At 40.9% G+C, this 24,656-nt stretch carries 13 protein-coding genes; all 13 read right to left on the reverse strand.

What is annotated here, in order from left to right; translation table 11 throughout:
- Positions 1-64: 64 nt before the first annotated feature.
- The 13 genes from galB to AC1WHX_RS00840 all read right to left on the reverse strand — a co-directional run bounded on the left by galB (position 65) and on the right by AC1WHX_RS00840 (position 24,655).
- Complete coding sequence (gene galB / locus AC1WHX_RS00780; protein ID WP_303116752.1) at positions 65-2,428, reverse strand: beta-galactosidase GalB; 2,364 nt, start codon at positions 2,426-2,428, stop codon at positions 65-67.
- 190 nt (positions 2,429-2,618) lie between these two features.
- The gene (locus tag AC1WHX_RS00785) at positions 2,619-3,617 is read right to left on the reverse strand and encodes a family 43 glycosylhydrolase (RefSeq protein ID WP_122337792.1); all 999 of its coding nucleotides are present in this window, start codon (positions 3,615-3,617) and stop codon (positions 2,619-2,621) included.
- Between the two features lie 93 nt (positions 3,618-3,710).
- A complete protein-coding gene (locus AC1WHX_RS00790; RefSeq protein ID WP_390886919.1) occupies positions 3,711-6,266 on the reverse strand; it encodes a glycoside hydrolase family 3 C-terminal domain-containing protein in 2,556 nt (851 codons plus the stop codon).
- Between the two features lie 24 nt (positions 6,267-6,290).
- Positions 6,291-7,709 carry a glycoside hydrolase family 30 protein gene (locus AC1WHX_RS00795; protein WP_481228797.1) on the reverse strand — a complete coding sequence of 473 codons (1,419 nt, stop codon included), beginning with the start codon at positions 7,707-7,709 and terminating at the stop codon, positions 6,291-6,293.
- 29 nt (positions 7,710-7,738) lie between these two features.
- The gene (locus AC1WHX_RS00800; protein WP_481228798.1) at positions 7,739-9,160 is read right to left on the reverse strand and encodes a glycoside hydrolase family 30 protein; all 1,422 of its coding nucleotides are present in this window, start codon (positions 9,158-9,160) and stop codon (positions 7,739-7,741) included.
- A 10-nt stretch (positions 9,161-9,170) separates the two neighbouring features.
- Positions 9,171-10,589: a glycoside hydrolase family 30 protein gene (locus AC1WHX_RS00805; RefSeq protein WP_009318610.1), complete on the reverse strand. Its 1,419-nt coding sequence runs from the start codon at positions 10,587-10,589 to the stop codon at positions 9,171-9,173.
- Positions 10,590-10,617: 28 nt separating this feature from the next.
- Positions 10,618-12,870: a GH92 family glycosyl hydrolase gene (locus AC1WHX_RS00810; protein WP_009318611.1), complete on the reverse strand. Its 2,253-nt coding sequence runs from the start codon at positions 12,868-12,870 to the stop codon at positions 10,618-10,620.
- 129 nt (positions 12,871-12,999) lie between these two features.
- On the reverse strand, positions 13,000-13,953 hold the full coding sequence (locus AC1WHX_RS00815; protein WP_122337788.1) for a BT_3044 domain-containing protein: 954 nt from the start codon (positions 13,951-13,953) through the stop codon (positions 13,000-13,002).
- A 32-nt stretch (positions 13,954-13,985) separates the two neighbouring features.
- Positions 13,986-16,010, reverse strand: coding sequence for a RagB/SusD family nutrient uptake outer membrane protein (locus AC1WHX_RS00820; RefSeq protein ID WP_303116746.1), 2,025 nt, complete (start codon positions 16,008-16,010; stop codon positions 13,986-13,988).
- 30 nt (positions 16,011-16,040) lie between these two features.
- The gene (locus tag AC1WHX_RS00825) at positions 16,041-19,160 is read right to left on the reverse strand and encodes a SusC/RagA family TonB-linked outer membrane protein (RefSeq protein WP_278584928.1); all 3,120 of its coding nucleotides are present in this window, start codon (positions 19,158-19,160) and stop codon (positions 16,041-16,043) included.
- A gap of 34 nt (positions 19,161-19,194) precedes the next feature.
- Positions 19,195-20,526, reverse strand: coding sequence for an IPT/TIG domain-containing protein (locus AC1WHX_RS00830; RefSeq protein ID WP_303116744.1), 1,332 nt, complete (start codon positions 20,524-20,526; stop codon positions 19,195-19,197).
- Between the two features lie 61 nt (positions 20,527-20,587).
- Positions 20,588-22,747, reverse strand: coding sequence for an alpha-amylase family protein (locus AC1WHX_RS00835; RefSeq protein ID WP_303116742.1), 2,160 nt, complete (start codon positions 22,745-22,747; stop codon positions 20,588-20,590).
- A gap of 456 nt (positions 22,748-23,203) precedes the next feature.
- Positions 23,204-24,655, reverse strand: coding sequence for a glycoside hydrolase family 125 protein (locus AC1WHX_RS00840; RefSeq protein ID WP_022600365.1), 1,452 nt, complete (start codon positions 24,653-24,655; stop codon positions 23,204-23,206).
- Position 24,656: the final 1 nt, after the last annotated feature.

Consider the following 24,656-nt stretch of genomic DNA (forward strand, 5'->3'; position numbering starts at 1 on the left):
CACTTTGTGTATGAATTAGTTGGCTGATTTTATATTATTTACTGAATGTCCCTAAGAGAAGTCTTTATTGTTGACATGTTAGCTTATAGAAGCCGGTTTTTAATCTTTCACCGGAAACTTCGATATTGATCTCTCCGGTTTTATTTTTAGATTCGACAATAATGACCATTTTTCCATTAAAGACTCGCATATAATTTGATGTAAAGGGAATGAGATCGGTTGCATCTCCGTTACATAAAGCTTTTAATTTTCCGTTACCATTTACTTTTACAAAAAGCAAGGATGCATCGCGTGGACATAGGTTGCCTTCTTTGTCTTGTATTTCAACAGTTATAAAAGATAGATCTTTCCCATTGGCCGATAGCGTATCCCGATCAGCTTTCAGATATATTTTATCAGGATTTCCTGCTGTTTTTATGATGCGTTCTTCACATGGTTCACCTTTTTCATTTTTTGCAATGATTTTTATTTCTCCCGGCTGATAAATTATATTGTCCCATCTCATTCGATAACGTAGAAATTTTTGGCTTTTATCTTTCCTTTTTGTTCCCATACTTTTCCCATTAACAAATAATTCGACTTCAGGATAGTTTGTGTAACATTGAATCGGAACTTTTTGACCTAAGCGGGCAGGCCATGTCCAATGAGGCATAACATGTAAAACCGGTTTATTGCTCCATTGGCTTTGGTATAAATAATATCTGTCTTTTTTTAACCCGGCTAAATCTACTATTCCGAAATAAGAACTGCGGGATGGTGCGCCTTCACCGTATGGAGAAGGTTCTCCCAGATAATCGAACCCTGTCCATACAAATTCACCTAAAAGAAATTCGTTGTCATCCTGTTTTTCGAATTCTGTATCAGGAGCACTGCCCCAAGGCACATAATCCATATCATAACTTGATACTTGATAATCATTATACCAGGGAGTCCAGTTGTCTTTTACCGGGAATTTGTAAACTCCGCGTGAACTTACTGCCGAGCTGGTTTCGCTTCCGTATAAAATATATTCAGGATGCTTCTCGTGTTGGGTTTGATAGTCGTAATGTTTGTAATTGAACCCGACAAGATCGACGGCATCTGCAAGACCGTTTACAATAGCACCGGTGTGGTTGTTGTAGCCAGCCGTAGAGGGACGGGTAGGGTCTTCCCGATGTACTATATCAGATAAAAAACGTGCTATCTGACCGCCTTCTTTTTGATCTTGTTCACGTAATTCATTGCCGATACTCCACATAATGACACATGGGTGATTTCTGTCGCGACGAATCAGGTCGGTCAGGTCCTTTTCCGCCCATTTATCGAACAGAGTATTATATCCGTTTACGCATTTCCCGTTTTTCCACTCGTCAAAAGCTTCTACCTGTACCATAAGTCCCATTTTATCGCATAATTCAAGAAGTTCAATAGAAGGAGGATTGTGGCTGGTGCGTATAGCGTTGCAACCCATTTCTTTCATTATCTCCAATCGACGTTCGGTAGCTCTGAGATTTACGGCTGCTCCTAATGGGCCTAAGTCATGATGCAGGCATACCCCTTTTATTTTGGTCGCTTTTTCATTGAGGAAAAAACCTTTGTCTTTATCGAATCTTATTGTACGAAATCCGAATGTCGTTTTATATATGTCTGTTTGTTCTCCATTAAAATATACTTTAGAGATCGCTGTATATAAATGGGGGTGTTCTGTGTCCCATAGTGCAGGGTTTTTGACTATGCAATTTTGTTCGAAAAAAAGAGATGGCATTATTTCTTTTGATGTGCTTGCAGAGGTGATGCATTTGCCGTAAGGGTCGTATATTTCTGTAATCAGTTTTATTTTTCCCTTTTTCTCAGTGAAAGCATTTATGTTGGTTTTTATTGATACAGATCCTTTCTTTGCTGAAATCTCAGGTGTGCTAATGAAAGTTCCCCAATGAGCTACATGTATAGGGGAAGTACATATTAATCTGACAGGACGATAGATGCCTGCTCCGGTATAAAAACGGGACATTTCCGGTTTGTTTTCTACTGTTACATCCAAAATATTTTTTTTACCGAATCTGAAATGATCAGTCAGGTCGAATGAAAACGAAGAGTATCCATAGGGACGTTCTCCTATATACTCTCCATTTAAATAAATTTTTGCATTGCTCATTACTCCATCGAATTCGATATATACTCTTTGTGTAGATTTTTCTACAGGTAAAAATAATTCTTTCCGATATTGTCCCATTCCGGTGGTGGGTAATGCTCCCGTTCTTCCGGTGCGGAGTTTTGCTTCTTTATCACCATCTTCAATGACTTGCACGAATTGCATGTCTTGATTTAGATCGAAAGGTCCGTTTATAGCCCAATCGTGAGGAATATTTACGGTATCCCATGATGTATAGATTTGGATGGGCTCAGTTATATCTTTTTTTTGAAATAACCATTCTTTATCGAGAGGCATGATTTCTCGATTCTTAGCGTATCCATTTAAAAAGAGAAAGATTGAAAAAAGAGAAAGAAATAACTTTTGGGTCATATGTTTTATCTTTATTTAGAGAAAATACCGGATACTTTCCTAAATAGAGGTTATATCCGGTATCTGAAGATGATAGTGAGTGTAATTTTTGTTATTTTATTCGTATTGAATCCTATTATTTTTTAGGAGTCCCTTTGGTTTGTTTTACTAATTGAATAGTTCCATCGGGATTGTAATATAATTTGTCTACACAAATGGAACGTAATTCCGGTTTTCCTCCGGAAAGATCGCTGTTATGATAAAAGAGAAACCATTCGCCTTTGTATTCTACGATAGATCCGTGACTTGTACCTGAACCTGTTGCTTCCAGAATCACACCTTGGTAGGTCCATGGCCCTAATGGATTTGTACTGGTAGCATAAACCAGCCGGTTACCTTCAGGATGGGGAACATTGTCGGAATACATCAGATAATAAATTCCGTTTCTTTTATGTACCCAGGCTCCTTCATGGAAATCTTTCAAACCTTCCATGCTACGCGGTTTTTCCGCCAGTTCCATCATATTGTCTTTCATTTTGGCACCGATAATTCTTCCGCAACCGCCGTGATAAAGATACGCTTGCCCGTCATCGTCAACAAATACACACGGGTCGATCATTCCGCAAGCATCATCGATACCTTTTATATATCCCTGTACTTTGAAATCCTTTGCCGGATACTTGCTTGTCGCGATTCCGACTTTCCAAGAACAGTGTACATCTGAACTGCTCGGGTGGGGGAAATAGAAGTAATACGTACCGTCTTTATATGCACAGTCGGGCGCCCACATAAAACCACCTTCGGGACGTCCCCAAGGCACTTGGCTCGAGTTCAAAATCTCTCCGTGATCTTTCCAGTTTACCATATCATCGGTAGAAAAGACATGGTAGCGGTCCATCAAATCACATCCACGAGGAGGATCTATGTCGTGGGAGGGATAAACGTATAAGCGTCCGTCTTTCCATACATGAGCCGACGGGTCAGCTGTGAACATGTGTGTAATAAAAGGATTCGGTCCTAAAGTCACCGGAGTACCTTTTTTCTTCTTTTTTGCATTTGCACCGGAGACTGAAGAAGCGGATATTCCTGCGATTGCTACAGCCAGCAACGAAATAAACAATAATCTTTTTTTCATTGTAATTACATTTTAATTTGAATTACGTTATTCTTTATTTTGTTTTATTTCAGGAAGTTGCGCTATTTTGCACAACTTCCTGAAAATCTGCTTTTATAAAGCAAAAGTTTTTTGAAGATTGATTCTTTGTGAAGAACTACCTACTTGGAAAATGTAATTACCGGAAGGCGTTACAAACTTTCTCGTTTTTTCATCCCAATAGCGAAGCTCTTTTTTCGGGATTGAAATAGATACATTTTGGGTCTGTCCTTTTTTGATGTGAACCCGCTTGAATCCTTTCAGTTGCTTGATCGGCATGTATGTTCCGGTCTCGGGATATTGCACATATACTTGGGCGACTTCGTCTCCGTCGTATTTACCTGTATTCGAGATTGAGAACTGTATGTTGATCGTATCCTGTTTTGATGCGATATTCAGTTTTCTGTAATTGAATTTGGTATAGCTGAGTCCATATCCGAATTCGTATAACGGTTTTCCGGTAAAGTATTGGTATGTACGGCCTTTTTTAACGGCGTAATCATCGAAAGGAGGCAATTCGTCCATCGAATTATAGAAAGTCAATGGTAAACGTCCTCCCGGATTATATTTCCCGAATAGGGCTTCGGCAACGGCCGTTCCTCCTTGTTCACCGGGATACCAGGCATCGATAATTGCAGGAATATTTTCATCTATCCAGTTGATTGCGATAGAGCTTCCGGCCACTAATACGACAACAGTTTTGGGATTTATTTTGTATATTTCCCGGATAAACTCTTGTTGATCTGCCGGTAATTCGAGCGTATAGCGGTCTTGACCTTCGCGTTCGATAGATTTGTCTATCCCCAATACGGCAACGGTTATGTCACACTCTTTAGCCGCTTTACCTGCTTCGCCGAACAGGTTGATACGATCACGACTGTCGAGGTCAGGAGCTTTCCAGTAAAGACGTGCGAAACAGTCTCCTCCGCCGTCGAAATATTCGACTTTGATTTTATATCTTTTTCCGGCTTCGAGGTTTACCAACACCTTATCGTCTGTGGCGGGACGATCTACCCATGAATCGATCAGTTTTTTGTCATCCAAATATAAGCGACAGCCATCGTCGGTTTTTAGAGTAAGCGTATATTCACCTGAGACGGTCGGGAGTAGGTCTCCCGTCCATCTCGCCGACATCGGAGCTTTCGGAAGAAACGGATCTGGTGGTCTGTTTACCGGGTCATAATATAGCTCTTCTTCAGTGCGGACAGCCGGAGTTCCTTCCAGATTTTTATTGTTGAAATATTCGGCTTTCAATCCGTCCGGAAAGAAACTCTTATTAATAGGTTCATATCCTGTTGCACTGGATACCCAAGGAGCATGTACCACTTTCACTTGATCGCCAACTAATCTTTTTATTCCTTCGAGCACCGTTACAGACTCGTTAACCGGCGTACCGCTATAATCTCCGAATTCACAACGGTCGGCATTGATTCCAACAACGGCGATCGATTTGATTTTTTTCGGATTGATCGGTAAGAAGTTATTTTCGTTTTTCAATAATACAAGACTTTGACGGGCTGTTTCAAGAGCTAATTCCTGATGTTCTTTACATCCGACTTTTTCCGGACTTATTTTATTGTATGGATTTTTTTCCGGATCATCGAATAGACCGAGCAACATCCGTCCGCGAAGCAGATGATAAGCAATGGAATCGATATCGGCGTCACTTACCCGGTAATTGTAATATGCATTCAATAAAGGTTGGGTATAAACATTGTCTGCACATTCCATATCCGATCCGGCTTTAGCCATCAATACGGCCGCCGTTTCATAATCTTTTACATATTTATGTTGTGTTACCATCCATGCGGGAGCACTGCAGTCCGTTACTACATAGCCTTGAAATCCCCAATCTTCACGTAGCACTTTTTTTATCAGATAAGTATTTACCGTACAAGGTATGCCGTTAACAGCATTGTATGCGGTCATAATGGATTGCGCTTTACCTTCTACGATACATTTTTCGAATGAAGGTAAATAATATTCCCGTAAATCTCGCTCTGAGATTACGGCATTACAATGGGCTCTATTATGTTCTTCATTGTTTGCTGCAAAATGTTTGGGAGTAGCTACGGCTTTCAAGTATTTGGGATGATTTCCTTGCAGCCCTTTTACGAAAGCACATCCGAGAGTTCCTGTTAAATGAGGGTCTTCCCCGTAAGTTTCGGGAGTACGTCCCCAGCGGGGATCGCGGGCCATGTTTACCGTAGGCGACCAGAACGAGAGTAGGTCACTCGAACCGTCCAGTTGCTTTTTCCCTAATCCTAACGCATTCCATTTTCCTCGGGCCTCATCAGAGATGGCGGTCGATATTTTGTATATCAATTCGGGATTCCATGAGGCTGCCATACCGATTGCTTGAGGAAATACGGTAAATTTACCGGGGCGTACGATCCCGTGCAGTGCCTCATTACCGTGATAATATTTATCTATCTCTAACCGAGGAATTCCCGGAGCATTGTGTATCATTAACGATACTTTTTCTTCGACTGTCATTCTGGAAAGAAGATCCATAACTCTGTCATGAATAGGAGCATTCATGTCCTTGTATAACGGTTGTTCGTTTTGGGCATGAAGAGTTAAGGCCATGAACAGGCCGACTCCTGACAGCGCTTTTCGCATTAATTTCATTTTTTTTGTCATAAGCAGGTGGGATTATAGATTTATTGTATTAAATGATTTTGATTTTACTTTTAGGTTTAGATATTTCCCTTTAAGCGAGAGCGAAATATTTTTCTCCTGATTTTCTCGATTTACGATCATTACCGTTATTTTTCCGTCAGGATTTTCAAAAGCGAGAATGTTTTCCTGATTGTCCGGAGTCTGTAACCGGTAAGCACCGGGAACGATATAGTGGCACAGATGTTTCATCAAATAGAATTCGGGATGATAGGTGACATCTCCGTTTTCGGTATTGATAGTAATCAGTGAGTTTTGTTTCCATCCCCAAGGACTTATACCGTTTTGGTCGAGAATCATGTTCCAGTAGGTAAATACCCGAGCTCCGTTTCTCATATAATGGCTGATTTGCCACCATGTATGCTCGGACGCACCCCAATCGTTCGAACCGTTACCGCATTCGGCTTCGGTATGCATCATTTTAAGGTGAGGATATTCTTTGTGTATAGTAGGTATTGCCCCTTTACCGTCCCATTGGAATCCGACCCCTTTGATATATTTCGATGCGGCGGGATCATCGAGTGCGGTTTTGGTATATTGGGGATTATCCCTGTTGATTGTTCCGAAGAATATTTCGGTCTGAATGTTTTCTTTTTCGAATTTCGGTCCTAAGAATTTACCGATAAAATAAGCTAAGTCTTCTGATCGCCAATTGCAACTGGGAAATTTATGATTTGAACAAGGCTCGTTCTGAATATTTACAGCCTCGATTTTGATACCTTCTTTCTCGTAAGCTTGAACGAATTTAGTGAAATAGAGGGCGTAGGCATCTAAATATCCCGGTTGCATCTTGAATCCGGTGGTAGGCAGTTCCAATGCTCTTTTTTGCGGTAGTCCGTTATGATTGACGGGGCTGTTATCATATTCGCTGGCATAATGGTTATTGGTTTTCATCCAAGCCGGCGGGCACCAAGGCGATGCCCAGATTTTCAGGCCGGGATGAATTTTCTGAGCTTCTTTGATATAGCGCATCAATATGTGCCGGTCTCTGTCGATACTGAAATTGATCATATCGAAATCATCGACAACGTCGTTCAGAGAATAGAAATTCATAGCGAAATCACTGGCTCCGATAGGTATTCTGCAATAGGTATAGTTGGATTCTTTCGGGCTGAACAGATTAAAAAGAATTTCATTCTTTTTTTCTTCGGGTAAAGTACATAAAGCGTCCCATCCGAGTTCGTTGAAAGTACCGCCCAGACCATCGATATATTGAGCCTTATTCTCTGAAATTGGTATTATCTCATTCGAATTTTCCGGAGTATCCGACCATTTTATGTTTTTTTCTGTTTCCCAGTAGTTATTCGGTGTAGAATATTTCCATTCAATTTTTTGAGCAGAAACTCCAGTAATGGCGAATGAAAGAATCATTAAAGATAAAAATCTTTTATTCATAGATGTAATATTGAATAATTTAAGTTTGATTATATCGATAATGTATTAAATGATTTCGGACTTACTTTTAGGTTTAGATATTTCCCTTTAAGCGAGAGCGAAATATTTTTCTCCTGATTTTCTCGATTTACGATCATTACCGTTATTTTTCCGTCAGGATTTTCAAAAGCGAGAATGTTTTCCTGATTGTCCGGAGTCTGTAACCGGTAAGCACCGGGAACGATATAGTGGCACAGATGTTTCATCAAATAGAATTCGGGATGATAGGTGACATCTCCGTTTTCGGTATTGATAGTAATCAGTGAGTTTTGTTTCCATCCCCAAGGACTTATACCGTTTTGGTCGAGAATCATGTTCCAGTAGGTAAATACCCGAGCTCCGTTTCTCATATAATGGCTGATTTGCCACCATGTATGCTCGGACGCACCCCAATCGTTCGAACCGTTACCGCATTCGGCTTCGGTATGCATCATTTTAAGGTGAGGATATTCTTTGTGTATAGTAGGTATTGCCCCTTTACCGTCCCATTGGAATCCGACCCCTTTGATATATTTCGATGCGGCGGGATCATCGAGTGCGGTTTTGGTATATTGGGGATTATCCCTGTTGATTGTTCCGAAGAATATTTCGGTCTGAATGTTTTCTTTTTCGAATTTCGGTCCTAAGAATTTACCGATAAAATAAGCTAAGTCTTCTGATCGCCAATTGCAACTGGGAAATTTATGATTTGAACAAGGCTCGTTCTGAATATTTACAGCCTCGATTTTGATACCTTCTTTCTCGTAAGCTTGAACGAATTTAGTGAAATAGAGGGCGTAGGCATCTAAATATCCCGGTTGCATCTTGAATCCGGTGGTAGGCAGTTCCAATGCTCTTTTTTGCGGTAGTCCGTTATGATTGACGGGGCTGTTATCATATTCGCTGGCATAATGGTTATTGGTTTTCATCCAAGCCGGCGGGCACCAAGGCGATGCCCAGATTTTCAGGCCGGGATGAATTTTCTGAGCTTCTTTGATATAGCGCATCAATATGTGCCGGTCTCTGTCGATACTGAAATTGATCATATCGAAATCATCGACAACGTCGTTCAGAGAATAGAAATTCATAGCGAAATCACTGGCTCCGATAGGTATTCTGCAATAGGTATAGTTGGATTCTTTCGGGCTGAACAGATTAAAAAGAATTTCATTCTTTTTTTCTTCGGGTAAAGTACATAAAGCGTCCCATCCGAGTTCGTTGAAAGTACCGCCCAGACCATCGATATATTGGGCTTTTTCATCAGATATTCGGATAACTTCTCCTGTTTTTTCAGGGGAGTCAGACCACTTTATCCCTTTTCCGTTTTTCCAGTAATTATCTTGAGTAGAGTATTTCCATTCAACTTTTTGTGCAGAAACTCCGGCGCTGATAATGACCGACAAAAATACTGTATATATTGATTTCGTGTTCATAATCGTTTTTTTAGAGTTTTATAGATAAAGTATTGAAGGATTTCGGTTTGAGACTTAGATTCAATACGTTCCCGTTGATTGAAACCGTCATATTTTTGATTTTGTCTTCTTTATTGGCAACGAGAATTATTGTTTTTCCTTCTTTATTTCTGAAAGCTAATAAGTTTTCATCCTGCCCCAATGTTTTCAGTTTGTGATCTCCGGGTTTTACATAGTGACTGAGATGTTTCATAACATAAAATTCAGGAGTGTAATTGATCTGTTTCGTTTTGGAATCGATAACGATCATCGCATTCTGACTCCATCCCCAAGTACTCGTCCCTTTATCCTGTAAGACCATATTCCAGTACATATAGGCATTTGCTCCACCACCGATATATTTTCTGATCAAATCGAATGTATGTTCTGCCGCACCCCAGTCGAAAGTTCCGCCTCCACATTCATTTTCAGTTTGCATCAATCTTATTTTCGGATATTTTCTGTGAATTTCAGCAATAATATCTTTACCTTCCCACTGTAATCCGATACCTTTAATATATTTTCTGGCTTTAGGATCGTTCATTATGTGGTTCACGTCTTCCATACGGTTACAATTGAGTGTGCCGAGCCATAATTCTACATTTGGGAGTTCTTTTTTAAATAACGGACCTAAATGATTAGCTATGAAATTCCGCATTGCTTCGGGAGTCCACAGACAATTCGGCCATTGTTGACGGGAATAAGGCTCGTTTTGGAATTGTAACATCGATACATTTATTCCTTCTTTGCGATAAGCCTTGATATATTTCGACAGGTAAAGAGCATGAGCATCGAGGTATTTCTTTTCTTGAATAAAGTGATCGTCTGCCGCTACTTGGTTTTCGTCTTTGAGGTCATTATGATCACCCGGCTTGGTCGCATAGTGACGGGTTGTTTTCATCCAAGTAGGTGGACTCCAAGGACAAGCCCATAATTTCATGTCTGGGTTTATCGCTAATGCTGATTTTAAATAGGGGATAAGAGCTTCTTTATCTCGTTCTATACTAAAATTTTTCATTTTGAAATCACCTTCCGTATCATTCAGGCTATACCAGTTTCGGGAGAAATCATTTCCACCTATGGGTGTCCGGCAGTAAGTAAAACATACTCCTTCAGTAGGGTGGAATAGAGAGTTCAGTACTTCCTGTTTTTTCTGAGAGTCGAGAAGATTAAGCGCATCCCAGCCCAATTCGTTGAAACACCCTCCGAAACCATCGATTGTCTGTTCTTTATAAGATGTAATCAGAACGTCATATTTAACCTGATTTTGAGCTTTAGAGACAGTTACATTATGTTCGTTCTGCCAGCGGTCGCTATTTGTAGTGTATTTCCATTCGACTTGTTGTGCAGAACAGAAATGTGCAATGCCGATACAGCATAAGATCGGGATAAGTTTTTTTCCTGTTTTCATAGATATATCTGTTTTGTATTTTGGTAATTTAGTTTTTCGGGTAGGGGAGTGCTGAAGGAGGAACATTGTTCATATCGCTACCCCATTCGGTATTACGTTTGTCACCCATTATGAATTCGAGCTTCCCTCCGTTTTTTATATCGTCATGAGAAAACCAAGGTTTTTCCCACGCTTTACCATTCAGTTTTGCTGATTGTATATATTTATTTTCTTCGGAGCAATATTTTCCGATAATGCGGAATGTTTTTCCGTTGCTTAATTTTATTTTTATTTCATTGAAGAACGGGCTACCGATATTATAGGATGGAGATCCCGGAGTAACCGGATAAAAGCCCATCATAGAAAAGACTACAAAAGAAGAAAGTCCACCTCCGTCTTCATCTCCGGGAACGCCCATAACATCGTTTCTGAACCATTGATGTACGAGATCTCTGATTCTTTTTTGTGTTTTCCAAGGTTTACCTGCATAATTATATAGGTAAGGAATGTGTAGAGATGGTTCATTTGCCATGGAAAATTGTCCGACATTCCCTGTTTGATCGGGTAATTGGGCATAAAATTCATATTTGTTTCGCCCTAACCATTCGCTGAATGTTTGATCGAGATTTTCTGAGAATTTTTCAGCACCGCCCATTAAATTCACCAAATCTCCGATATTGTGTTGTACATCCCAGCGGTATGTCCATCCGTTGTTTTCTGCATAATAATCTCGTGCGCCTATACCTCCTGAAAAACGATAATCGAACGGTTCTATGAAGTTTCCATTCTTATCTTTCGGATGGAAGAACGACGTTTGAGGATTAAAAACGTTACGGTAATTATAAGAACATTTCAGATAATATTCCGATTCATCTTTTTTGTTTAAGGCGGCAGCTATTCGCGACAAGCACCATTGGTCATAAGCCGTTCCTAAAGTGACGGGGATCGGCTGGCGTTTTTCAAAACCGTTTACTTCGGGAACTGTTTCTTTTTCTCCCGGAGCCAAAGCCGGGATATATCCGTTTTCTTTGTAAAAACGGTCGAGCCATCCGGCATCTCCCGAAGACCATGGCGCAAGAGTCTTTTCCTCTATTCCTTTACGGGTGTATTCGTAAGCTTTTTTCAGATCGAAGTTCCGGAGACCTTTTTCCCATGCATCGGCAATCGTTGCAACACCGTGGTTGCAGTTCATTCTGCGTGAATCTCCGGTTATCGCCGGGAATGTCGGGAACCACTGTTTTTCCGATAACTCTGCAGCTCGGATAAATGAAACGAGAATATCGTTTTCGACATCTGCATCGATCAATATACGCAGCGGATGCGTTGCCCGGTAGGTATCCCATAACCAATCGTCCGTATAGTAGGCATGGCCATCGTCCTTGTGTACTTTCCGGTCGGATGCACAGTAATAGTAACCGTCTTCACTGATATTTACCGGACGTTCATAACAACGGTACAAAGAGGTGTAAAAAACGGTTTTATCATTTTCAGTTCCACCTTTTACTTCGATTTTCCCTAAAGCTTCGTTCCATATTTTGCGTCCGTTGTTTTTTGTTTTGTCGAAATTGAAATCGGGTATTTCATTTTGTAAATTTTTCTTTGCTTGTTCTATACTGATAAACGAAATTCCGTATCTGGCGTTTATTTGTGTTTGACCGTCAAAACAAAAAACGGCACAAGAATTGTCTCCAGAGGTTTTGGTCTGTGCGGTGTTTAGTTTTTTGTCTTTCAATATTCCGGATTTTGAAGGTATAATATCGGTTTCGAGATAAATATATACTCGGGTATTTCCCCAAGTATTTTGGTATCCTTTGATTGAGTTTCCTTCGATTTCCATTTCTCCGTTCCCGGAATTTAGAATAAGGTATCCCGGTTTATTTTGAGTATATGTCAATCGATAGATCGCAGCCCTATATGTCGGGGTAAATTCGGCTTTTATCTGTTGATTGTCGATGTCCGATTTGTAGTAATAGGGCATAATCTGTTCATTGTCATAATCTGTTCTGATAACAGGAGACAGTTGAGACTCATATCCTTGAAAAGCAGATAAATTGAAACAACAGTTTTCCCGGTGATTGACTACGATTATCGGAAGTCCGTGAATATAGCTTTCCGTGTGGTCTCCCCGTTGGGGATATATGCGCAGCATTCCGTTCGGCAGATGTACGGTAGGATAGGTCGGTTTCAGCAAATGGCTGATGTTACCCATATAAGGGTTTACATAATCGACGGGAGACTTTTTTGCATAAGTACTATATGAAAAAAAGAAAATAAATAAGATCGGTAGGAAAATGTTTCTCATACGTATTCGGTATTTTGTGTGTTTCGTTTCGTAAAGATACTTCCGAAAAGGTTGTTTTTTGTATAAAAAATGAGTCTAAAAATAGCATTTTAGACTCATTTTGCTCTTAAATTGAAGTGTTATGCGTATTTATAACGATCGTATACCCTTTTCTTCCATGGTGATCCAGCAATCTTCGGTCCAAGTGTTTTTATCATCCGTTACCGTAACATTGGTGTCGAAGTATTTGTAGTGCAGATAGAATATCTGTCTGCCTTTTTTATCTACTTCATAGTAATTATCTTCGGCTCCGCCGATCATTTCCACTTGCAGACTTCCGCAGGGAGTTATGGTAATGGATTTGTCGTCATTGATCGTAAGATACATGCCATATTTGTCGATATCTTCTTTAGTCACTTTACCCGGTGTATAAGTATGAGTTCCGACAAATACCCGTACTTGGTTTTTATTGATTGGAGCTACGACTCGAGTTACGTTCGAACCATTGGCTTTTTCTCCGATGGTCGTATGTTTGATCTCGGTTCCCGCAGTCTGATAGTGGGTCGTCGATTCCATAGTCGCATACTCGTTTTTGAGTACGACTTGATATAAAACCTGTTGTTTGTCCGGATTGATCTCATAGTTCGAGGTGCTTTTTATCCGGAGCGGAATCATATAGATCGAATCAGGACTCAGACCTTCGGGATTGACAGAAATAGGTACCAAAGCATAGTTGTCTTCGCTGTCCGCTTTCAATACGGTTCGGTAAGTCGGGATATTATATCTGTCGGATTTCAGTTCTTTTGCGAATTTCGATTCTTCGATATCGAAGTTTATTTTGTTGTACTGGGCAAGGATTTGATCATCCGGTTCCAGTTCTATTGTAACGTCTTGTTTGACATGTTCAGTACCTCCGCAACAAACACTTACATATCCGGTACTCTCTTTCCCGAATTCGTGTACAGACTGAAAAGCCTTATTATCATCGCTCAAAAGATAAATGACTTTTTTATATAATTCGCCTTCGAACTGTTCGTCTTCGTTACATCCGGTTATTCCGGTCAAAGTTAGAAGAAGCAATCCTATATTTAATATTTTTTTCATAATAAACTGTATTGTTTTTGTGATTTATATGATTACCATCCCGGGTTCTGATCCAATAGTCGGGATTTCAATATCTCATTCCGTTCTATCGGTAAGAATACGGTTTTCTTGTCGACAACTCGGTTTCTGTAATCGGAGTGGGTCATGATCGTACGGGTATAGTAACCATCGTTGAGACCGACATTAACATTCATTCCGCTTATGGGCACATTTTCTTCTTCTTCATAAGTACCCCACCGACGTACATCGTAGAAACGACGTCCTTCGCACAAAAATTCGATAAAGCGTTCTCTTTTTATCTGTTCGTCCATTGCGTCTTCCGAAGTGTATTGTTCCGGTTTCAAAGCGGGAAGTCCCGAGCGGAAACGTACTTGGTTGAATGCAAATAACATGTCTTCCAGATTCGAATTTCTGGAGAACGTATAGGTTTGTCCGCTGGGCAGAGTTACCGTATGCGAACTTTGCAAATGATTGATTGCTTCGGCATAAGAAAGCAGAATTTCTGCATACCGGATAATCGGGAACACCTTATTTACCCGTGTCGCACCGTTTCCGTTATACCAATTGTCTTCCGGATGAATATACTTCTTCAGCACATATCCGGTTATACATTGATTTTGCTCTTGTTGTGAAGAACCGGCCGTCTGCGGCCCTGCATTTCCTCCCTTGTAATAATATACGGTTTGGTTTCTGACATTGGTATTTGTGCAAGAAGTGGCCGGCCAATAGCAGCCGTTGAATCCTACGCAAGCATAGAAACGCATTTCCCGGTTTACATACATATTGTATGTCCCTCTTAGTAGGCGGTATCCGGAGAAATATTTTAAGACTCGGGAGTTTCCGGTTTCGCTGTATTCACCGGTGGCTCGGGCTTCCTCTATCGTTTTCCCGTCCTGCATCAGGTAGGCATCGATCACTTTTTGAGTCAGGCACATCGCATTGTACCCGCCCATGTAGATGGGGAATGACTGACGAGTATAGTTTCGTATTTTATCCGAATATTTACCCCAAATCAACTCTTTGTTTTGTACCGGATAAGTCGTTCCGTTGAACATATTGGTATATGATTTTAACGGGTCGATATTTCCTGCTCCATAAGGAAAATCGGCATTCGATACATTTTCGGGCAGTTCCGGAGTGACTTCTGTTGCATCTCCGCCGGGTTTAGAATATACGCGTTCTGCTGTATGAAGTGTGTAACGGCCCATATCCATTACCCGTTTGGCTGCTGCGGCAGCTAACGCCCATTTCCGTTCATCGTAGGTTTGTGATACATAATGAACTCCATCGGATTTACGTTTCCAGTTTCCGAAATAGCGGTATGCTGCCGATCCTCCGTTGAATGCAGGGCTGGCTGCATGCAGCCGCACCCGGGCGATCAGAGCGTATGCCGCACCTTTGGTCGGACGGCCGAAATTTAAGATCGGGGCATCTGCGGGGATATTTTGGGCTGCCAGTTCGAATTCGGAACAGATATAATCGACCGTTTCATCGAATGTGCTGCGTTGCCGTTCATAGTACGATGCGTCTTGGTTGTTGTCGAAAACCAAATCTCCGACAATCACTGCCGGTCCGTAATTCATCAGGATGAAATAGTAGGCATATCCTCTGAGGAAATGGGTATATCCGATCAGTTCTGCCCGTTGCAATGGGGTAATGTCTTTACATTCTCCGATACGGGCAAGGATCATATTGGCTTTCCGGATCACTTTGTAAGCCGGATCCCATGAATTCATACTACATAGATTTGACGGACTTACTTCTCCTAAAGTCAGGGCTTTTCCGTGAAATAGATCTTGTTTCATAAGTGTGAAGATTTCATCGGAAGCTGTTACTCCGGGAGTTACATCATCTCCGAAGATGGCGCTTTCATCGGGAAGTTCTCCGGCTGCTCCCCAAAGGTACTTTTCTAAATTTTTTCGGGATGCAAATACGGAGTCGTATTTCAAGGTATCGTCGAAGTAGTGATCGACATCAAGGAAATCGTCACATGAGCTGATTATGCCGATAATCGGTAATGCTACGATAAACCAGACTATCTTTTTTATATTGTTCATAATTGTCGAAAATTTTTCGTAATGTTTTTATTAGAAATTTACATACATCTGGAATGCGTACTGAGTAGGAATCGGGTAAGCGCCACCGTTATGATCGGCTTGTTCCGGATCCCATAATTTCTCTGGCCCCCATACGCAGAGATTCGATATGACAAATTGCAGGTCTAAGGATCTTACGCCTAACGTTTTCAGAATCTTTCCGGCGGTCAGATTATAGTTTAAATTGATTTCCTGCAATCTCAAATAACGAGAATTGCTTTTCCAGAAAGTCGAGAACTGCGTGTTGTTCGCGCTTTTCCCGTAACTTAATCTCGGGTATCTGGCATTCGGATTCTCCGTAGAGGGATCACCGGAATAGGAAGCCGGAGTCCAACGGTTTTTCTGGTCGGCAACGATTTTCAGTACGTTACCGGTAGCTCCGTTATAGAACGGAATATAGCCTTCACCGTTTTTCCCTTTATCCCAATATCCGTTGTCATCTACATAGTAGTAATCGGTATTTCCGGTTCCTTTGAACAAGACTCCTAATGTAAATTGTTTGTAACGGAATTCACCTCCGAAACCATACATCAGACGCGGATAGTTCGGATAAGACAAAGGTACTTTATCATCTTCATCGATTACCCCGTCACCGTTTACATCTTTGTATTTGATGTCTCCCGCCATATATTCACCGAATGTCTGTTTCGGGCTTTGTGCCACATCCTGTTCGTCCCGGAAAAGACCTAAAGCGATATATCCTCGGAAAGCGTTGTTGACATATCCCGTGTAGTTCTGGTAGTCATACGGTTGGAATGCCTGTTCCCAGTTTTCCACTTTGTTGGCGGAATAGGTGAAATTACCGCGGAGCGTAAGAGTCATGTCTTTGCCGAAATCTTGAGTGAACGAGATGTTTCCGTCCGAACCGTAGCTTTTCATTTTTCCTACGTTTCCGAAAGGCATTTGAGTCAGTCCCACATAACTTGGAATTTGAGAACGTCTTTGGTAAATTCCATCGCGTTTATCCTGGAAGAAATCGACGACGAATTGAAGCTTTTCGTTGAATAAACGTCCTTCGATACCTAAGTCGGCTTTTTTGGCTTTTTCCCATCTTAAATTGTTGGCACCGACCCGTTCTTCTGTAATATATCCGCTACTGCTTCCCCAGCCTCCTCCGTCACCATCGACCATAAGAGTCAAATAGGGAAAACGTTCATCGGTTAATCGGTCGTTACCTACCGTACCGTAAGATGCCCGGATTTTCAAGAAATTCAGCCAAGGCAATCCTCGTTGCATAAATTCATATTGAGTGGGAATCCAACCTACGGCAACCGAAGGGAAGAATCCGAACCGATGTCCGGATTGGAAGTTTTCAGATCCGGTGTATCCGAAGTTTACGTCCATGAAGTAGGTATCCCGAAATCCGTAAGTAATACGTCCGGATAATCCTTGGTAGCGTATAGGTATGGCATACATGCTTCGTAATGTTTCTGCCTTAGCGTCTATGTCTTTATTCATTCGTTGTTCGCTGCTCATGTAATAGTAAAGCAATGCGGATAGTCGGTGTTCTTTGGCAACTGTGGTTTCGTAAGTGGCCGTTGTTTCGAAATGTACTTTATAGAATTGTTCATCTTCATGGGTATATTTGGCCGGTTCTGATTCTACACGTTTGATGATACCGAGTTCTCCGGTATATTTACGAGTTTGGGCATAGTACATTTCGGGACGGATCGACCGGATCTCTTTCAGGTTCGTTTCGGTATCGTAAGCCCCTTGCGCCCGGATTTTTAAACCTTTTAAGAGCATAGATAAATCTTGTTTCAATTCCAATGTCGCTTTTCCCCGGTAATGGCGGATATTGGTCATACCTGTTTTGTTTAACATCACGTATGGAGAATATGCATTATCGACACCATAAGCCGGCAGATGACCTGTCGAATAGATTGTCGGAATGGTAATCGGAGTCAAATTGCGTTGAGTCGCCCAAAGCGCATCCGTATCATTGTTCCCCGGTTCCGATTTGGTGGAAATAAATCCGTCGGCGCCGAAATAGAGAGCCGTACTTTTCGTAAGATTGATATCCAGATTCGATCGGTAATTTACCGTGCGGTATCCCACTTTTGCCGAATATTTAGAGTTCTTGTCCTGTTTGTAGGCTGCCGATTCATTGGACATACCCATACTTAAGTAATAACGGGCCAAGCTACCTCCGCCTCGGGCATTGATGAAGTAGGTCTGTTGTAAGGCATTCTTGTGTAAAAGTTCGTCTTGCCAGTTTACATCGGGATAGAGATCCGGATCGAGTTGGTATTTGATCAGGTCCATTTCTATATCGGAGTATAGAGGTCTGTCGCCTCGTACAGCTCGAGCTTCATTGGCCAATTTGGCATATTCGTACGAGTTCAGGTATTCGGGCATGTTTGTCAAGTGTGAAACGGTCAGATTGATACGTCCGGTGATTTGCAGCCGATCGGCAGTACCTCTTTTGGTCGTTATCAATACGACACCGTTTGCACCTCTTACCCCATAAACGGCCGTTGCCGAAGCATCTTTCAAGACCGAGAAACTTTCGATATCGGCAGGGTCCACTTCACTCAAATCTCCTTCTAATCCGTCGATCAAAACGAGTGCACTGCTATTTGCTCCGAACGTTCCGATACCCCGGATCCAGAATTCCGAAATATTTTTCCCCGGTTCTCCGCTTCGTTGTACCGAAATGATACCCGGAATACGACCGCCTAACATGTTGGCGAGGTTTGTAGCCGGAGTCTGAAGCTCTTTTACATTGACATTGGTTACGGCACCTACCACGCTTATTTTCCGTTGGGTTCCCATACCGACGACAACCGCCTCTTCAAGTTGGTGTTCTGAGGGTGTCAATTTGATTCTCAGATCGCTTTTAGGTCCGGTAATGGCGGTTTCCGAAGGTGCATAGCCTAAAAACGAAACAACGAGAATATCGTTTTTCTGGACTTTTAACGAGAACTTTCCGTCGACGTCCGTGGCGGTTCCCATACCGGCTCTGTCTTTGGCATATACGCTGGCTCCGGGAACCGGTGTGTCGGTTTCATCCACTACCGTTCCCGATACCGTGAATGTTTTAGCGGCTTGCTGTGCAAATACGGAGATCTGACAGCACGCTAATAAAATTATAAATATGATTTTTTTCATTATGGTAGATTTTAATTATTCGATGCAATTAAGGTTATTCGATAGCCAGACGGCGGATACATTGGTTCTCATAATCTCCGATATAAATAATTCCCTCTTTATTGATACAAACTCCGTGAGGACGGTCGAATAGGGCTACTTCCGGGTCACCATCCTGATATCCGGCAATTCCGGCCTGTCCGATTACGGTACTGACCTGTCCTTGAGGTGTCACTTTTCGGATTACCTGGTTTTCCGTATCGGCGATATAGAGATTATCGTCTTCATCGAGAACCAATTGACGGGGTTGATTGAACATGGCGTATGAACCGATACCATCGAGATATCCCGCATTATTTACGATGCCGGCGAACAGTTCGTGCTTTTTGGTAAGTACGTCATAAGTATATATGCAATGACTGTTGGTATATGCCAAATAAAGTTTTGAAGGATTCTTCTGACTGAATGCCATATAAGCGTCACTTTCTGACATTAATCCGGTTGCAACTTGCATCGTTAATCCGGTTTTCGGGTCGAATTTGTAAAGGATACCATTTTGTTTAGCACGAGTGTACATATAGCCATCGACCGTACACATGGCAAATGAATGTTTAAAATTGATATTGACTTGTTCTCCTGTGGCAGGTTTTAAAGCTTGTTTTATCGGACTCCATAAATTTTCGGAAGACATAACCCAATAATCTAAATTACTATCTGTCGGGATATATACTGTATTTCCGTCATCCAACATACACGGTTGGTTCAACGGAGCGCCTGTATCCGGAATCAACAGACGACTGGCATCTTCATCTTCATTTACCAAAATAACTTTATTATTGTTGTAATAGCTATTTCTGTTACGAAGACAAGCAATAATATTGTTGTCCTTATCGATAGTCAGGTAAGTTACCGGAGGCATAGTCGTTTGGGCAAGGTTACCGGTTACTACATCGTCCGGAGCATCTTTAATTCCGCAGACGGTTGTTACCACGGTCTGTATTTGGTAGATAAAATGTTCGGGATATTCGACTTCTTGATCTCCGATTTTGACTTTGACCTTACAGTCGATAATCTGATTTTCATCGCCTTCACCCGGTTTTCTCGGACAGATGGCATAAATCTTGTTTCCGATAGACGATATGACGGCTGCCGGTTTGTCATTGATGAAAACTTTGATGTTTTTAGCATCCGAACCGAAATTATCCCCGTTCAGAATAAGTTTGGTCGCCACACCTCCATTGGTCGGATAGAAATTGGTTAAGGTTATCGGCTTATTGGGATCGTGTGTGGCAGATTTCTCTTTGTCGTCTTTGCAAGAAACAAAAACAAGCATTAACAATACAGCACATAGACTGCTTGTCAGTTTGAAACTTCTGAGTTTTTTCATGATGAAATTAATTTTATGTATAAATTTTTATTAACGCATGTAATGTTGATTTTCTTAATTGTTAGTTTTGGGGTTGCGTATTTTGTTTTTTGAATAAATGGTACAATTTTGCCTGATTGTTAGGTAATGAGTATTCCAACATCCCTTCGGAGATAGTTACCGGATCGGAAGACCAACATTCAAAACTTTTACCTGTATCGATATTATCCGGATCGATATTTAATTTTTTCAAGTCGAGGATTCCGCTTTTTTCTCCTTCATTGTAATTGAAATAAGCAATATAATAGGAGTCTTCTGTTTCTAAATAGAACAGATCTACGGCTCTGTTGGATCCGAATACTTTATGTCCGTATGCCGGACGGAAAGATTTTCCGAGTCTTATGACATTGTTGACTTTTTCGTATGTGGCATATTTTTTAGCTTTGGCTTGAGATGTTGCCGAGCCGATATAACTCCCTTTCGTACTTAAATTATCTCCTAACATGCAATAACCGGTAACAGCTCCGGTTGTCATTCTCGACATATTTTCTGCATCGCTACGGTCTCCCATTACCAGATGGTCGGGATCATTAAAACAATATACCCGGTTGAGCCACCATCCGAAAGAAAGACTGTTCATCATGTAGTTGGTATGCCACATTTCTCCCCAAGCATCGCAACTTATACGACGGGCATGAGCATAATTAGCTGGGAAAAGAGGAGCTATGGATTCGACGATAAACATATCATCTCCGCAGCGTTCTCTCAGATGTTTCATCCCGAAATTGTATGCTTGTACGCCGGTTGTAATATCATCTCTATAATAGCTGTCTGCCTCTACGATTCCGTTGGTCATAAAGTCCAATTTTAAGTATTTGAATCCTGCAGCTTTAAATTTGTCGATAAAGAAATTAATACGGGACAGGGTTGACGGAGCGGTCGGGTCCATGCATCCGGCACCGCAAAGTTTTTTGGTTTTACCATTTACTTTGAGATGTGTTTGGCTATAAAAATAACCGTTATTGCCTTCGAGAGCGCGGTCATTTTCCGGGAACCAATCGCAGAACGGTGTCCAATAAATGCCCGGTACTTGTCCGTTTGCTTTACAATAATCGGCAAATTGTTTCAATTGTTCCCAATTCAGATTGTCCCAGAAAGAGTCCAGTCCTACGAAAACAAGTCCGTCTTCTCCGAAATGACCCTTTCCTTGAATATTTTCTTTGATGAAATCTGATACAGAAATAACACCGTCAAAATTGATATTTCTTTCCATACCGCCCCAACTGTTCCATCCGAAAGGTGTCGGATTATTCCATTCTCTTTTTGGAGCGATAAGTGCATTGACGTCTCCGAAAGTTTCCATACCGGTGCGCCAGTCATCGAAAAGACCTACCAACATCCGGGCAGATTTTATTTTCGTTCCTTTTACAACTCCGTGAGGCTGCAATCGGTTATTATCGATTGCGTCATGTGTAATATTGTGTGTCGCTCCGCTGTAACATTCGAGTTTGTTTATACAAGCTTGAGATAGGGGGCTACCTGTCATTCGTATGGCAGATTTCCATGTATCATGTTCTACAGATCCTATAACCAGACCTTCTTGTGTTTCTCCGTTAAATATGGATGTCACTTCGAAAGAGATCGTATCTCTGGCGAATCTTCCTAATCCTAAAGATGTAGGATCTATTCCTCTGGATAACGGAAGCGACCCGTAAGTAATGAAACCATCGTTATCGAAAGGAACGAATAAAAAACGATTATTGGCATCTTGTGGTAAAAAACGATTTTGTGTTTCTGTATATATCGGTGCGATGTAATTGCTTTCTATTTTCGAAGTTCCTGAAGATAATAGAAATACATCGGTTAAAAAGTAGTCTTTATCCGGATATAGATAGAAACATTGTTGTATCGTCGGATAGGTTGAATTTTCTGTATTCTTATATTCTATAATAAATCTTTTGCATTCACCTGTTGCATCGGAATAATTCTCTTCACTGAATTTTATATCGGAATATGATGAGCTTTCTAAAATCGAAGCATTATGTTTAAACTTGACGGATACGTCTTGTAGAATGGTTGTACCGTCTTTCACAAATTCACTTTTTCGGGTCTCATCATTAAATCGGACGGTCCATTTACCGTTTGTCATATCCTTTGTTGCCGAGTGTACGGTAACTGTTGCAGATAATAAACAAATACAGTAAATCGAAACTGCTTTTGCAAAAAAGTTGACGTTTTTCATTATTATATTTTATTAGAAATTTCTTAAGGCACGAATATCTTGTCTTAAATCGGATATGAAAACTGACGGAAATTGAGAAATTAAGGATCAGGTACGAGGGAGATTCCGAAAAATAGAAGTCCCTTTCGCTGTCTAAGAAAACGTTCGTTTAAATAGACAACAAAAGGGACGGATTGATAATTTTTCTATGTCACTTAATAATATCTATTTAATATGGAATCAGATTCTAAAAAGAGAGAGGATTTTTTTATTCGATTAAACGAACGTCTAATCAGACACATTTTCACCTCTCGTATCTAATTTTCATATCAGATATTATTACAACTAACACGTCACAAATATATTCTATTTTATCTGCTTTTTGTTATACATGTCGTTCAAAAAATAGAAAATTTCGTTCAAATTGACGGATAAATTAAAAGCGGACAAAAGATGAGTCCGCTTTTAATGAGAGTTTTAGCTGATTTCGGGAATACTGTTTAATAAATCAATCTTTCCGTCATCGATTAATTTGAGAATAAGTTCTCCGAATAGAGAATTTTGCCAAGCAAACCATGAACGGGTATAATCGGATGGATTATCTTTATGAAAAGATTCGTGCATAAATCCGGTATTTGCATCGGTCTTTAGCAATTGAATGATACATTCTTTTATTTCTTTATCGTCTCGGCTTGTAAAAGCTTTCATCATAATGCTCATAGGCCAGATCATATTATATCCGATATGCGGTCCTCCGATTCCTTCACCGGCTTTACCTTTGAAAAAATATGGATTATCTTCGCTCCATACAAACCTGCGTGTATTTTGGTAGATCGGGTCTTTTATATCGACATCTCCCAAATAAGCCATTGCCAACAAACTGGGGACATTCGCATCGTCCATAAGTAGCTGGTTACCGAAACCATCCACTTCGAAAGCGTATATTTTTCCGTATTTGGGATGTTTATGAACGGCATATTTCTTTAAAGCGTCACTAACCTCTTTTGCCAGATCTTTACATTGATCTGCCAGTTGTTTCTCTCCGTTTACTTTTTCAAGTATTTCTGCCGCTTTTTTTAATGAGGTTACCGCGAAAAAGTTAGAAGGCACGAGGAATAAGAATGTTGTTGCGTCATCTGAAGGACGAAAAGCCGAAGCGATCAGTCCGACCGGTTTTACCGGATGTCCGTATCCTCCGTTGAGCATCGTATCAGAAGCTCTTTCGGTTTTTCTCATGAATGAGTACGGACCGAGTCCGTTTTTCCGCTGTTGTTCTTTGAATGTTTGTAAAATAGAAGTAACGGCTTTAACCCATTTATCATCAAAAACAGATGTATCTCCTGTTACTTTCCAGTATTCGTATGCCAATCGTATCGGATAGCATAGAGAATCTATCTCCCATTTGCGTTCATGTAACTCCGGTTTCATTTTTGTATTGTCGCTCATCCAATACCCTCCTGTAGGCCCATCGTTAAAAGCATTGGCATAAGGATCGAAGAGAATACATTTAATTTGTCGTCGGATTACACCTTTCAGCATCTTTTGCAGCTTTTTGTCTTGTTGGGCGAATCGAAGATAAGGCCATACTTGAGCACCGGAGTCTCTCAACCACATGGCATGTATGTCGCCGGTATATACAAAGGTGTCGTCTTCTCCATCCTGAGTTCTGTAATGTATAGTCGTGTCGAGCGTATTTGGCAGGCAGTTAGAGAACATCCATGCCAGTTTTTTGTTTTTCAGCATTTTACTGACTCTGTCGATTTCGTTATCTACGGTTTGTGAAACGAACAATCGGGAATCCGGACGTTTAGATTGATATACCGTTGTGTTATCTTGTACGGCATACGCAGGGGATTCGGCTTGAACTTCAGATAAATAAAATGTCGACAAGAATAAGCTTAAACCCAATATTTTTTTTGTTTTTATCATA

The organism is Coprobacter sp., from assembly GCF_982436375.1.